This is a genomic window from Sphingomonas oleivorans (assembly GCF_003050615.1).
Lineage (GTDB): Bacteria > Pseudomonadota > Alphaproteobacteria > Sphingomonadales > Sphingomonadaceae > Sphingomonas_H > Sphingomonas_H oleivorans.
On record NZ_NWBU01000005.1, the window covers coordinates 272,569 to 285,375 of the forward strand.

Sequence of the window (12,807 nt, forward strand, 5' to 3'; positions counted from 1 at the left end):
CAGGTCGCCGCGCTGGCGCTCCTGTCGATCCACTGAACCCCCTTCCCTCGGAGAGCAGACATGACGCTTCAGTCCACTTCCGGCCCGGTCGAGCAGCTGCTCCTCCCGGCGGTGCGCGATCTCGGCGACTTCGATGTACGCCGCGCGCTTCCCTCGGCCCAGCGCCGCATGGTCGGCCCCTTCATCTTTCTCGACAGCTTCGGGCCCGCCGTGTTCCGCCCGGGCCAGGGCGTCGATACCCGCCCGCACCCCCATATCGGCCTTGCGACGCTCACTTACCTCATCGACGGCGAGATGGTGCATCGCGACAGCGAGCATTATGTCCAGACGATCAAGCCGGGCGAGGTCAATCTGATGACCGCGGGCCGCGGCATCGTCCATTCCGAGCGCAGCGGCCCCGAATTCCGCGCCGACGGCGGGACGATGTTCGGCTTCCAGGCCTGGCTCGCGCTGCCGCTCGCGCTCGAGGAAAGCGATCCCGGCTTCCAGCATGTCGGGGCGCCCGAAATCCCCACATTGTCCGATCGCGGCGTCGAGCTGCGCCTGCTCGCCGGCACGCTCGCTGGCCGCCAGGCGCCGACACGGATCTTCTCGGACACGCTCTATGCCGATGTCATCCTCGATGACGGCGCGCGCTTCCGGGTCGATGCCGACCATATCGAGCGCGCCGCCTATGTCGTCGGCGGCGAGATCGAGGTCGCGGGCCAGACGGGCCGCTTCGGCAGGGACCAGCTCGTCATCTTCAAGCCCGGCGCGGAGATCGTGCTGAAGGCGGTCGGCGCGACGCGGCTGATGTTGCTCGGCGGCGAGCCGCTCGAAGGCGAGCGTCACATTTACTGGAACTTCGTGTCGAGCCGTCGGGATCGGATCGAGCAGGCCGCCGAGGATTGGCGCGCGCGTCGCTTCCCCGGCATTCCGGGCGAGACCGAGTTCATTCCTCTTCCCGAGACGCCGTCGCGCCGCGCAGCGTGAATGCCAGGCACGGCCGGCTACGCCGCGGAAAGCCGATCACCCCTTATGCAAAGGATAATTTCATGACCTACGCCATCATCGGTTCCGGTGCGATCGGCACCGCGCTCGCCCGCCAGTTCGCCCGCAAGGGGATTGCGGTCAGCATCACCAACAGCCGCGGGCCCGCGTCGATCGCGCCGCTCGCCGACGAGCTTGGCCCGACCATCATCCCCTCGTCTTTGTCGGTCGCTCTCGATGCGGACGTCGTGATCCTGGCCGTGCCCTTCGCCGCCGTCGCCGAAACCGTAAAGGGTGCCGCCGACTGGCAGGGCCGGATCGTGGTCGATGCGACCAACGCGATCAACTTCACCGACTTTTCGCCGGCGGATCTCGGCGGTCGTCTTTCGACCGACATCGTCGCGGAGGCGGTTCCCGGCGCCAAGGTCGTGAAGGCCTTCAACACGCTGCCTGCCGCCGTGCTGGCGGCCAAGCCCGACGTGGATGGCGGCCGCCGCACGATTTTCGTCTCGAGCGATGACGAGCAGGCCTCGAAGACGGTCGAGAATCTGGTCGAACAGCTCGGCTTCGCACCGATCGCACTCGGCAAGCTGTCGGAAGGCGGCCGCCTTCAGCAGTTTGGCGGCCCGCTGATGGTCCACAGCCTGATCAAGCAGGGCTGAGGCGGCACCGCCCTTCCGCGCGCGCTTCCCCCCCTGCGCGCAGCAATGCTTCGCCGGGAGAACCCCCTTGCTCCCGGCGAAGCGCCACCCCCGCCACGGCAGGCCGATCCCGTCCGTGACCCCAACGCAATTGGATGTGAAGGAGAAGACAGATGCGTATTTCCGACGTCCTTCGGGACAAGAGCCACAAGCTCGTGACCATTTCGCCGGTCGCGACGATCCGCCGTGCCGCCACTGTGATGAAGGCCGAGAATGTCGGCGCCCTCCTGGTGCAGAATCCCGAAGGCCGGCTGCTCGGCGTCCTGTCCGAACGCGATATCCTCCTGGGCCTGGCAAGCTATGGCAGCGACGTGCTGGGCCTGTCGGTGCACGAACTGATGACGACCGACGGTCCCGTGGCGGCTCCCGCAGACGCCATCGTCGAGACGATGAAGGTCATGACGGATCGACGCATGCGCCATGTTCCCGTCGTCGAAGCCGGCGCCGTGATCGGTCTTATCAGCATCGGCGACATCATGAAGTACCGCCTCGTCGAGAAGACCGAGGAGAATAATGTGCTCCAGGATCTCGCCCGGTTCAGCCTGGCCGCCGCCTGACCGGATTCACCCGTGGCAGCTCCTGGCTGCCGGGGTGCGGACAAGATGGCCGATCAGCCTGAAGCGCGCGCCCGATGCGCGTGAACATGTCGAAATTATCGAACCTATCGGTCGATCTTATTCGGATGCCCATGCCGCCATTTGCGCGGCAAACACCAGTTCAGCCTGCGGCGCTGGCCGCGGCAGCAACATCAAGGGAGGCTCATATGGCCAAGGTTCTGGTTCTTTATTATTCGTCCTACGGCCATATCGAGACGATGGCCGAGGCCATTGCCGAGGGCGCGCGCTCGGCCGGCGCCACGGTGGACATCAAGCGCGTTCCGGAAACCGTCCCCGAAGAGATTGCGCGCAACGCCTATTTCAAGCTCGACCAGGCCGCGCCGATCGCGACCGTCGCCGAGCTCGAACATTATGACGCGATCATCGTCGGCACGGGCACGCGCTATGGCCGCATGTCCTCGCAAATGGCGAGCTTCCTCGACCAGACCGGCGGCCTGTGGATGCGCGGCGCGCTCAACGGCAAGGTCGGCGCCGCCTTCGCCTCCACTGGCAGCCAGCATGGCGGGCAGGAAACGACGCTCTTCTCGATCATCACCAATTTGCTGCATCTCGGCATGACGATCGTCGGCCTGCCCTACAGCCATCAGGGGCAGCTCAGCGTCGACGAGATTGTCGGCGGCGCGCCCTATGGCGCCACCACCATCGCCGGCGGCGACGGCGCGCGCACGCCCAGCGAGATCGACCTTGCCGGCGCCCGCCACCAGGGCGAGCTCGTCGCGCGGACCGCGGCCAAGCTGTTCGGCTGAGGATTTTCCGGCGCGGGCGCCCCCCGCGCCCGCGCCGGCCCCTGCAGCCCCCCGTCCAATCAGCCTGGAGAATGGCGATGAGCGACAATGCATTGAGCGAGGCCGCCAAGGCGGTCGTCCGCCGCAACACCGAGGAGGTGCAGGGCGGTGGCAATTTCGAGCTGTTCGAGCAGCTTTTCGCCGACGACTTTCTCGATCACACGCCACAGCCCGGCGGCAAGCCGGACAAGGCTGGTGTCCGCGAACTTTACAAGCGCCTGCGCGAGGCTTTTCCGGACTTCCATGCCGAGATCCATTGGCAGCGCGCCGATGGCGATGTCGTGACTACCTACAAGACCTATCATGGCACGCATCGGGGCGATTTCCTAGGCGTGCCGGCGACGGGCAAGAAGGTGCGCTTCGAAACCGTCGATGCCATGCGCGTGGTGGACGGCAAGATCGCCGAGCATTGGGGCGTCGCCAATCTCTACTCGGTCATGCAGCAACTGGGCGTGATCGCGCCCTTGCCGCAGGCCTGAGGCTCCGCCCGCGAGGTCCGATCCCGCGCAGATCCGCGACGCGCCACGGCGTCCCATGCGCGGCGAGATAGGCAGGCGCGGCGCACAGCGTCATTTGCGCGCCGGCCAGCTTACGCGCGATCATGCGCGTCTCGGAAAGACCGCCGCCTACTCCTACGGCACGCGCCGCGCGCTTATGATGCGGATGGGCGAGACGATCGACTGGCCCATTGTGTTGGCCGACCAGCCGCCGGGATAGGTCGGAGCTGCCAATATTTTGCGGACGACCGCCATGCCCTCCACGACATGTCCGAACGCGGCATAGCCGACCGAGCCGCCGGGACGCGCATCGAGATAGCGCGCCGGACCGACGGTTATGAAAAAGTCGCCCATCGCCGTGCCCGGCGCGTTGCGCGCCATCGAAACGGTCCCGTCGACATGGCGGAGGCCCGTACGGTCGGTCGGCTCATGCTCGATCGGCACCAGCGCGCGGACGGCTCGATGGTTGATGCCGCCCTGGACGAGGCCGAGCTCGGGCGCCTCTCGCTTCCGCGCGGCGCGGTAGAAGCTTGTGCCGTCGAACCGCTTCTCGTCGACATAGCGGAGGAAGTTGGCGGCGGTGATGGGCGCGCGCTTCGTCTCCAGCGCGATCACGATCGGACCTTCGCTCGTCTGGAGCCGGACGCGCACCAGGCCGGGAGCAGCGCCGGCCGCGCCGCGCGCGCCCGGCTTTGCCGCGCCGACCGGCGGGATGGCGAGCATCGTGGCGAGCATGAGCAGGGCGGCGGAGGCAGGAAGGCGAATCATTGCCTCCGATTAGCGAAACGGCGCGGTGAACGCGAAGCGCCGATTTGGGCCGGATGCCCAGCCCTGCGACATTTTCTCAGCCCTGCGACAATGTCTCGGACAGACGCTGCCGCGCGCGGCGGATACGCGTTTCCACCGCCTTCGGGCTGATCCCGAGCACGGCGGCCGCCTCCGCCTGCGACAACCCTTCCACCGTCTGCAGGACGAGCGGTTCCTTGAGATTGGCGGGAAGCGCCGACACCGCCTTCCAGAGCGCGTCCAGCTCGGCCCGGCCCGCGGCGACCGCATCGGGCATCGGCGCCTCGTCCGCCACCGCCGTCGCCGCGGGATCGGTCAGCGGCAGCGCGAAGGCGAAGAAACGCCGCACCGCACGGCGGCGTCCCCAGTCCCGGCATTTGTTGAGCGCGATGCGCGACAGCCATGCGCGCAGCGGCCGTTCGGGATCGTAGCGGCCGAGCGCGAGGAAGGCGGCGGCGAAACAGTCCTGCGTCACGTCCAGCGCCTCGTCCGCATCGCCGACATGGCCGCGCACCAGCCGATAGACGGGATCGCGATGGCGACGCATGATCTCGGCGAAGGCGGCATCGCGCCCGGCGAGCGTCAGCGCGGCGAGCTCGCCGTCGGAGCAATCGGCAAGGTTCAGGCTCACCGCCCGTCGTCGGTCAGCGCGCGGACCACGGCCCGGTCGAAGATCGCGGCCTGATCGGGGAGCAATATCTGGCGCATCGCGAAGACATGCGCGAGCGTCTCCTTCTGGAGCTGGCCCATTGCGAGGTGCGAGCGATCGACCGCCGCGCGCACGCGCGGCCCATAGCCATGTTCCGCCTCGATCGCATCCGCCAGCGCCGCGTTGCTCGTCCTGAGCTCCAGCTCGAGCACGCGCTTGCGCACCGCGAAGCGCCGCTCGATCATGTCCAGCCGCGCATGCTGGGCGGGATTGAGATCGAGCTTCTCATGCAGCAGATCATGCAGTTCGACGCCCGGCGAAGGCCGGTCCTGCAACAGGCCGCGCCCGACCAGCACGCCCGCGAACGCGGCCAGGAAGGCAGCGGCGATCATCAGCCATGTCCGCGCCATTGCGCTCATTCGCCGCCACCCAGCAGGTCGCTCGGCGCGAGCGGCATGGCATGGCCGAAGGGCCATAGATCGGCCTGCGCCTGCGCCGGGGATTGCGGCAATATGCCCCCGGCCAGGCCGAGGCAGAGCGCCATCGCCGCGGCAATGGCGACGGACCGCGTCATGTTCGTGCCGGATGCATCGCCGCGCGATGCCGCGATCCGCGCGAGCAACGCCTCCTCGCCCGCCGCGAGGCCGGGATGGACGGGTTCGGCGGCAAGCGCGCCCAGCGCGACATCGATATCCTGCTGCATCATGGTCTCCATGCGCATCCTTACGCACCATAATCGCTTTACCCTCACGGCAAGGCGGATGCGATGGGCATGGCGAGCCTGGCCGGGTGCGGCGCCGGGCCATAGCCACAGGACATGCTTCCCAGGAAAATTAGCCTAAGAATAAATTGGGATTTACTTCTGCAGATTTCAATTTTTGTTTAACATTCCGAGTCCGGCGTCGCTTTATGCTCGGTAAATTTCAAGATCTCGGCCAATCCAGCGGAACATGGCCCCGCACGCAACGTTTTTCCCACCGCGTAAAAATAACGCACAGGGACCTGCTCCCTTACCAACCCCATAGAGAAATACGGTTAACGACACGCGAGCCGTGGCGAGAATTGCTCGTGGCTTCTCGCTACTTCTCCGGGGCCGCTAACTATAAACTGCCAAGGAGAGCGATGAGATGCCTAGGCCCAGGAAGCCCGCCAAGGATTGGTCGGCAAATTCGACGAACTCGCTGATCCCCGACGATTTCATAACAGCCACGAACGATCCGATCCTTCCCGCCCAGATTAGCACCAGCAGCTATCAGGCCGAATCGGCGATGCTGAGGGGCGACGCCAAGATCGAGGAGGAGGTCGAGGGCGCCGAGGGCGGCCGCTATGTCCGCTTCCCCGGCGTGCCGGGGCTCGAATTCATCTTCGACGAGCCCGATGGGGAGGCGTCCTCGGTGCAGTTCACGGTCGATGTTCCGGAGAAGGCCTGGTATACGCTGGACTTCCGCTATGCCAACGGCTCCAACGATGATGCCCATCGCAACATGCTGGTGGATGGTGAGGACATTCCCGGCATCCTGACCTTCCCCAATCTCTTCTCGGGCGAAAGCTGGGGCAGCTCGCTCGATCGGCTCGAGCTCACCGCCGGCAGGCATAGGATCACGCTCACCAACGATCTGGGCGACGAGGCGGCCGGCGCCACCGAAAATGATCCCGAAATCCTGCTCGATCAGCTTCAGGTGACGCGCGGCACCACCCCGTCCGACAACACGAACGCGCGCTCGCTGCTGATGAACAATAGCGACAATATGGTCGCGATCACCGAGGCCGCGCTGCTCTTCGCCATGGATATAGAGGCTTTCGGCCCCTCGCTCGCCCAGTTGCGCCATGCGTCGAACTGGAACGTGGACCAGATCGACTATGGCACCATGTGGTTCCGCGACGTTACGGAAGGCGCCGAGCCCAAAACGTTCGCGCCCTATTTCGACAGCACCCATTATTATGACGAACATGGCATAGTGCATGTCGATTATGGGGATTATCTGCCCACGGGCGAGGCGCTGCCCATCTCCATCTCCCGCGAATATGCGATGGTGCCGAACCAGCCGCTGCTGGTCGAACGATGGACGCTGCAGAACCAGAATGACGTCGGCAGCCCGCTGATCGAATGGGATGTGATGAATGCGCTCCGTCTGAACCCCCAGATGACGGAAGAGGCGGTATGGGACGAGCGGCGCGAAAGCTGGATCGCCAGGCTCGATCAGGGCGAGGGGCTCGATCCGCTCTATCTGGCCTTCGGCTCCTATCAGGAAACCACCAGGCAGGGTGCGGGCCCCGACGGTGAGGATGTGCGCGGCGACGGCCTGCTGCCCTTCGACGGCGATCCGGGCGAAGGCGGCGGCCAGGGCGTCGTCGGCGGCTTCGAGGGCAATGGCGATGTCGGCGGCGATGCGCGGCGCGGCACGGGCCAGGGGCTCACGCTCGCCATGGAGACGGAATCGGTCAATCTCGAAGCGCAGCGGCCGATCGAGCTCTTCTATTATTACACGCTGGCCGACAGCCTGGAGCAGCTCGACGCGAACATCGCCTCCGCGCTCAATCCGCAGGGCACCACTACGCCCGGATCGCCGACCTTCTGGTTCAGTCGGACCGAGGCGCTGTGGGACGCCCGGCTGAGCGCGGCGCTCGACATTCCCGGCGTCGAGCCGGAGGAAACGGTGGAAGGCCGGCAGGCGGTTGCGCTGCCCGGAGAAATGCTGCGCGAGATCGACGATCCGGCGCTGGAGACGGGCTATCTGCGCAGCCTCGTCTCGATCCTGCAATCGCAGCAGCCGGAATTCGGCTCCTTCGTCGCGGCGACGAACCCGGCCTATGAGTTCAAGGTCTGGCCGCGCGATTCGGCGGCCACCGCCATCGCGCTCGACGGTGCCGGCCTCCATGACGATGCGGAGCGCTATTGGAAGTGGATGGCGTCCGTCGAGGAGGATGGTGACGACCCGCAATTCCCCAACGGTTCGTTCGCCACCAACTACAGCTTCTGGGAACCGAACCAGCTCATTCCCTTCGTCCAGCCCGAATGGGATGCGCAGGGCCTGTTCCTGATCGGCGTCTATCGCCATCATCAGGTACTGATTGCGGCGGGCAAGACCGAGCAGGCGGAGGCCTTCGTCAACGATCCCACGATCCGCGAGGCCGTCGTCGACAGTGCCCAGTTCATCGCGACGCGGATCGAGGATAGCGGCTTCGGCCCGCATGATTTCTCGATCTGGGAAGAAATCGATCTCTACAATCCCTTCACCCAGGTCACCTATGCGCAGGGGCTCAATGCCGCCAGCCTGCTCGCCGGCGAGATCGGCCGCCCCGACCTTGCCGATAGCTGGGCCGAAGGCGCGCGGACGATCCGCGAGGCCATATTGCGCCCGATCACCGCGGAGGAGCCCGGCCTCTGGAATGAGGAAGAGGGCTATCTGATCCGGGGCATCACGCCGGACGGCCAGCTCAACCTGACGCTGGACAATTCCGCCAATCTCGCAATCGTCACCGGGCTGCTCGATGCCGACGATCCGCGCGCGCGCGCGATGATCGAGAATACGCTCGCGACGTCGCCGACGGACGATTATGGCATCCCGCGCTATATCGGCGATACTTTCTACAACGCTTCGCCCTTCAGCCCGGGCGGCGCCTATGAAAGCCGCGTGGAGAGCCCCGTCTGGCCACAGATGACGAGCTATGTCGGCCTTGCCAAGGAGTTCACCGACGAGACCGACTGGACCCAGGGCAGCCTCGGCTGGACCATCGGCATGTATGGCGATGGCTTCACCGCGCCGGGCGAAGGCGTGGACTGGTCGACGCGCGAACCGCTCCCCAGCACGATGGTCGAGCCGGTGACGGCGGGCTGGTACGTCCAGAATCTGCTCAACTATACGAACCAGTTCGACCCGCGCATGCCCTCGGACGTCTTCACGGCCGCGGAGGTGGTGGTGTGACGGGCCGGCCCGGTTAATAAAGAGCGATGGCGATCACCCCCTCCGAACGATCGCCATTCTCCCGACTGGCGGAACAGCCGCCTCTCGGCAATAAGATGCGGTCATGGCCAGAGCATATTCCGCATATCCTTCGTCGCGCCGTCCGAAACGGATCGGCGCGACGTTCCTTCTCCTCCTCGCATCCGTCGCGTCTGGTCCGGTTCCGGCCCAGTCCCCGGCGCGCCAGCCCGCCTCCGCGCCGGCCGCGACCTATGCCTCGCCGGCGGACATTTATGGCGATCTGTTCGCGGCGGTGCAGATGCGCCGGATCTTCGCGGACGGAAAGACGTTCGCCGACGCCGTGCCGCGCCGCGCGCCCGCGGCGATCCTGCGCGATTACCGCGCCGGCGATTTCGCGAACGACGCTGCGCTCAAGCGCTTCGTGCTCGACAATTTCATCGTTCCGGCCGAAGCGGCGCCCGCGCCGTCCGCAGGCGGGGAACAGGCGCGCCCGCCGCTCACCACGCATATAGCGATGCTCTGGCCGGAGCTTACGCGCCAGCCGGTCCGCCCGGAGCCGGGCTCCTCCGCGCTCGCCGTGCCCGCGCCCTATGTCGTGCCCGGCGGGCGTTTCCGCGAAATCTATTATTGGGACAGCTATTTCACCATGCTGGGGCTTACCCGGGATGGTCGCGACGATCTGGTCGAATCGATGATCGACGATTTCGTGGCGCTGGTCGAGCGCCATGGCCATATCCCCAATGGAACGCGATCCTATTATCTCAGCCGCTCGCAGCCGCCCGTCCTCTATCTGATGATCGGCCTGTCGAAGACGCGCAATCCCGCCGTCCAGCGACGTCGCCTCGCCGCGCTCCGCCGCGAACATGCCTATTGGATGCGCGGCGCCGACACGCTTCGTCCGGGCGGCAGCGCCTATCATGTCGTGGCGATGCCGGACGGGTCGCTGCTCAACCGCTATTGGGACGACAGGGATAGCCCGCGCGACGAATCCTGGCGCGAGGATGTGCTCGTCGCGCGCGAGGCGGGCCGCCCGTCCGGCGAAATCTTCCGGGATCTGCGCGCGGGCGCCGAAAGCGGATGGGATTTCACCTCGCGCTGGCTGGGCGACGGACGCTCGCTCGCGACGATCCGCACCAGCCGGATCGTGCCGGTCGATCTGAACAGCCTGCTCCATGGCCTCGAACGCGCGATCGCGGAGGATTGCGCGCGCCTGGCGGATCGCGCCTGCGCCCGGGATTTCGCCGCCCGCGCGGACAAGCGCAAGGCCGCCATCACCCGCTATTTGTGGGACGCGGCCAAGGGATATTTCGCCGATTACGATATCGATCATAAGCGGACGAAGGGCGCGGTGACCGCCGCCGCCCTCTATCCGCTCTTCACCGGCGTGGCGACGCAGGCGCAGGCATCCGCCATCGCCGGCGCGACGCACCGCTGGCTGCTCGCGCCCGGCGGCCTGCGCACCACGACCGTCACGACCGGCCAGCAATGGGACAGCCCGAACGGCTGGGCCCCGCTGCAATGGATCGGGGCGGAGGGGCTTCGCCGCACCGGCCATGCCGCGCTCGCCCGCGATATCGCCCAGCGCTGGCTGCGGACCGTAGCGCGCGAATATCGCGCGAGCGGGCGGATGCTCGAAAAATATGATGTGGAGGATATCCGGCCGGGCGGCGGCGGCGAATATCCGCTCCAGGACGGCTTCGGCTGGACCAACGGCGTGACCCGCGCCTTCATCGCCGCCTATCCCGATCTGCAATATTGATCGCGGGCCCGCTCCCCCGCGCGGAGCGTGGCGGGCCCGGACGATCGATCAGCGCAGCGCGCCGTCCCGGTTCAGCCGGGCGATCTCGGCATCGATCACGGCGAGCGCCTCGTTGCGCTGACGGGCGGCCAGATCCTTTTCCCGTGCAAGGTCCATGCGCGCATCGCGCAGCGCCTCCAGCATATCGGCGCGGATCGCCTTTGTGTCGCCACAGGCCGAAGCCATGTCGCCGATCGCCCGGGCATCGTCCCCCGTCACGACCTTCGCCCCCGGCCGGCCGGCGCATGCCGCCTCGAGGCCGGCCCGCGCCGCCGCGAGCGAACTGCGCACCATCCCGGCAATATCCATATTGGCAACTGCCGCCTCCGCCGCCTGTCGCGCCTGCTTCGCGGCCGCCTCCGCCTGCAACCTGGCGGCCCGCGCACGCTCCTCGGCCTCCATGGCCGCGCGCATCGCTTCGTCCAGGCTCGGCGGGGATGGCGGGGACGGCGGAACGGGCGCGGCAGGCGGCTCGGGAGCAGCAGGCGCGGCAGGCGGCGCAGCCATAGGCACCGGCGGCACGGGCGGGACCGGTGGCATCGGGGCGACCGCGGCGACATGCCGCTCGACCTTGCGCGCCGTCTCGGCGGCGAACCCGCCCGACGCGGTCAGCAACAGTCCGCCCGCCACGATCGCGACCCCGATCGCCGCGCCGGCCCGGCGCCGCGCGGCACTTTTATGAACCTGCGCCATCATCTTCAGTCTCCTCTTGAGTTGATCGGCGGGATGGAGCGCGCAGGCTGCGGCGGGCAGGCGCGCGCAGGCGGATTTGACCACCGCCAGCCCATAGGCATGCCGTTCCCCCGCCGGCGCTTCGGCGAGCACGGTGGCATCGCAGGCAAGCTCCTGATCGTTACGGAAAGCGCGATAGGCGAGATGCGCGATCGGGTTGAACCAGTGGAGCGACAGCAGCAGCAATGCCGCGCCATTCGCGATCAGATCGCCGCGAATATGATGCGCCACCTCATGCGCGAGCGCCAGCCGCTGCTCGCGCCGGTCGTAGCGCGTCGTGAAATCGGCGGGCAGCAATATGTAGCGGCGGACAATGCCCGCCGCGAGCGGCCCCTGCCCGCCCTTCCCGATCCTGACGGAAATGCCGCAGTCCCGGCTGAGCAGGACGGATCGCTCCAGCGCCCGGCGCAGGAAGCGGCGATAGGCGACGACATGCCACCCGAAATGGATGAGCGCGCCCAGCAGCCACAGCATGAGCAGCGCCGCCATCCAGTCGAAGCGCGCGACCGGAACGGGCGCCGCCTCCCCAGCGCGCGCCGCCGCCTGCACCCCGATCGCCGAAATGGCCGAAAGGTCGATCCGCACCGGCAGATGCGCGACGGGCTGCGCCACGGCCAGTTCCGGCAGCGGCGGAAGCACCATCCGGAGCGCGGGCAGCAGCCAGAGCAGATAGGCGATGCGCGCCCCGAACAGCGCCTGCGCCCGCCCCCGCAGCGCGAGCACGAGCAGCATCAGCAGCGTCGAGGCGAACAGCGTCTCCACCATCCATGAGACGGGCAGGCCGCTCATGACTTGAGCGCCTTCAGCAGCGCCTCGATCTCGGCGATATCCTCGTCCGACAGGTCGCCCCGCTCGGCAAGCTGCGCCACCAGCGGCGCCGCCCGCCCGCCGAACAGCCGATCGACCAGCCGGCGCGATTCCTGCCCCACATAATCCTCGCGCGCGACCGCCGGTCGATAGAGATAGCGGCGGCCATCCTCCTCATGCGTGAGCGCCCCCTTGCCCAGCAGGCGCGACAGCATCGTCTTGACCGTCCGGTCGCTCCAGCCCCGTGCCGGGTCGATCCGCTCGCTGATCTCGGCGGCGGTGAGCGGCGCCTCCGCCCACAGCACCTCCATCACCACAGCCTCGCCGTCGCTGATCCGCTCCGCCATGCCGCACCTTTCCGATTACGGATGTAGTCATACAAGATTACATCCGTAATCGTCAAGCCGGCGTACGCCTCGGCGACGGGACCTTTGCGCAGCCCATCGTCATGCCGAACTTGTTTCGGCATCCACACCGCATCCGCACCGTCGCGCGGGTTTCACGGTGGACCCTGAAACAAGTTCAGGGTGACGATGGACT

Annotated in this window: 13 protein-coding genes; 7 read left to right on the forward strand and 6 right to left on the reverse strand. The window is 67.1% G+C overall.

All coding sequences use genetic code 11. The features are described 5' to 3' along the window. Window positions 1-60 precede the first annotated feature (60 nt). The 5 genes from CLG96_RS06745 (at window position 61) to CLG96_RS06765 (ending at window position 3,551) form a co-directional block, all read left to right on the forward strand. Window positions 61-972 (forward strand): pirin family protein, encoded by a 912-nt coding sequence (locus CLG96_RS06745; RefSeq protein ID WP_107967097.1) that lies wholly within the window; start codon window positions 61-63, stop codon window positions 970-972. Window positions 973-1,034: 62 nt separating this feature from the next. Beyond that, window positions 1,035-1,631, forward strand: coding sequence for an NADPH-dependent F420 reductase (locus CLG96_RS06750; protein WP_107967277.1), 597 nt, complete (start codon window positions 1,035-1,037; stop codon window positions 1,629-1,631). Between the two features lie 152 nt (window positions 1,632-1,783). Then, on the forward strand, window positions 1,784-2,227 hold the full coding sequence (locus CLG96_RS06755) for a CBS domain-containing protein (protein ID WP_107967098.1): 444 nt from the start codon (window positions 1,784-1,786) through the stop codon (window positions 2,225-2,227). Window positions 2,228-2,433: 206 nt separating this feature from the next. Continuing rightward, window positions 2,434-3,033, forward strand: a complete 600-nt coding sequence (gene wrbA / locus CLG96_RS06760; protein ID WP_107967099.1) for an NAD(P)H:quinone oxidoreductase — start codon at window positions 2,434-2,436, stop codon at window positions 3,031-3,033. Window positions 3,034-3,110: 77 nt separating this feature from the next. After that, window positions 3,111-3,551 (forward strand): ester cyclase, encoded by a 441-nt coding sequence (locus tag CLG96_RS06765; protein ID WP_107967278.1) that lies wholly within the window; start codon window positions 3,111-3,113, stop codon window positions 3,549-3,551. A 153-nt stretch (window positions 3,552-3,704) separates the two neighbouring features. On the opposite strand, the gene CLG96_RS06770 is transcribed toward CLG96_RS06765, so the two are convergent. The 4 genes from CLG96_RS06770 to CLG96_RS06785 all read right to left on the reverse strand — a co-directional run bounded on the left by CLG96_RS06770 (window position 3,705) and on the right by CLG96_RS06785 (window position 5,719). Next, on the reverse strand, window positions 3,705-4,337 hold the full coding sequence (locus CLG96_RS06770; protein WP_107967100.1) for a peptidylprolyl isomerase: 633 nt from the start codon (window positions 4,335-4,337) through the stop codon (window positions 3,705-3,707). Window positions 4,338-4,413: 76 nt separating this feature from the next. Continuing rightward, on the reverse strand, window positions 4,414-4,986 hold the full coding sequence (locus tag CLG96_RS06775) for an RNA polymerase sigma factor (RefSeq protein WP_107967101.1): 573 nt from the start codon (window positions 4,984-4,986) through the stop codon (window positions 4,414-4,416). Beyond that, window positions 4,983-5,423 (reverse strand): periplasmic heavy metal sensor, encoded by a 441-nt coding sequence (locus tag CLG96_RS06780; protein ID WP_107967102.1) that lies wholly within the window; start codon window positions 5,421-5,423, stop codon window positions 4,983-4,985. Before CLG96_RS06780 ends, CLG96_RS06775 begins: the two co-directional genes overlap by 4 nt. After that, entirely contained in the window at window positions 5,420-5,719 is a 300-nt protein-coding gene (locus CLG96_RS06785) for a hypothetical protein (RefSeq protein WP_133175371.1), read from the reverse strand. Before CLG96_RS06785 ends, CLG96_RS06780 begins: the two co-directional genes overlap by 4 nt. Before the next feature lie 412 nt (window positions 5,720-6,131). On the opposite strand from CLG96_RS06785, the gene CLG96_RS06790 reads away from it, so the two are divergent. Continuing rightward, on the forward strand, window positions 6,132-8,930 hold the full coding sequence (locus CLG96_RS06790) for a glycoside hydrolase family 15 protein (protein WP_107967104.1): 2,799 nt from the start codon (window positions 6,132-6,134) through the stop codon (window positions 8,928-8,930). A 103-nt stretch (window positions 8,931-9,033) separates the two neighbouring features. Then, window positions 9,034-10,689, forward strand: a complete 1,656-nt coding sequence (gene treF / locus CLG96_RS06795) for an alpha,alpha-trehalase TreF (protein ID WP_107967105.1) — start codon at window positions 9,034-9,036, stop codon at window positions 10,687-10,689. 48 nt (window positions 10,690-10,737) lie between these two features. Here treF and CLG96_RS06800 read toward each other — a convergent pair whose 3' ends face one another. Both CLG96_RS06800 and CLG96_RS06805 read right to left on the reverse strand, forming a co-directional pair. Next, complete coding sequence (locus tag CLG96_RS06800; protein ID WP_107967106.1) at window positions 10,738-12,249, reverse strand: M56 family metallopeptidase; 1,512 nt, start codon at window positions 12,247-12,249, stop codon at window positions 10,738-10,740. Next, window positions 12,246-12,614, reverse strand: coding sequence for a BlaI/MecI/CopY family transcriptional regulator (locus tag CLG96_RS06805; RefSeq protein WP_107967107.1), 369 nt, complete (start codon window positions 12,612-12,614; stop codon window positions 12,246-12,248). Before CLG96_RS06805 ends, CLG96_RS06800 begins: the two co-directional genes overlap by 4 nt. Window positions 12,615-12,807: the final 193 nt, after the last annotated feature.

Excerpts from the sequence above, each read along its gene's own strand:
- CLG96_RS06745 (WP_107967097.1), top strand. The coding sequence starts at position 61 with ATGACGCTTCAGTCCACTTCCGGCCCGGTCGAGCAGCTGCTCCTCCCG.
- CLG96_RS06750 (WP_107967277.1), top strand. The coding sequence starts at position 1,035 with ATGACCTACGCCATCATCGGTTCCGGTGCGATCGGCACCGCGCTCGCC.
- CLG96_RS06755 (WP_107967098.1), top strand. The coding sequence starts at position 1,784 with ATGCGTATTTCCGACGTCCTTCGGGACAAGAGCCACAAGCTCGTGACC.
- wrbA (WP_107967099.1), top strand. The coding sequence starts at position 2,434 with ATGGCCAAGGTTCTGGTTCTTTATTATTCGTCCTACGGCCATATCGAG.
- CLG96_RS06765 (WP_107967278.1), top strand. The coding sequence starts at position 3,111 with ATGAGCGACAATGCATTGAGCGAGGCCGCCAAGGCGGTCGTCCGCCGC.
- CLG96_RS06770 (WP_107967100.1), bottom strand. The coding sequence starts at position 4,337 with ATGATTCGCCTTCCTGCCTCCGCCGCCCTGCTCATGCTCGCCACGATG.
- CLG96_RS06780 (WP_107967102.1), bottom strand. The coding sequence starts at position 5,423 with ATGAGCGCAATGGCGCGGACATGGCTGATGATCGCCGCTGCCTTCCTG.
- CLG96_RS06785 (WP_133175371.1), bottom strand. The coding sequence starts at position 5,719 with ATGGAGACCATGATGCAGCAGGATATCGATGTCGCGCTGGGCGCGCTT.
- CLG96_RS06790 (WP_107967104.1), top strand. The coding sequence starts at position 6,132 with ATGCCTAGGCCCAGGAAGCCCGCCAAGGATTGGTCGGCAAATTCGACG.
- treF (WP_107967105.1), top strand. The coding sequence starts at position 9,034 with ATGGCCAGAGCATATTCCGCATATCCTTCGTCGCGCCGTCCGAAACGG.
- CLG96_RS06800 (WP_107967106.1), bottom strand. The coding sequence starts at position 12,249 with ATGAGCGGCCTGCCCGTCTCATGGATGGTGGAGACGCTGTTCGCCTCG.
- CLG96_RS06805 (WP_107967107.1), bottom strand. The coding sequence starts at position 12,614 with ATGGCGGAGCGGATCAGCGACGGCGAGGCTGTGGTGATGGAGGTGCTG.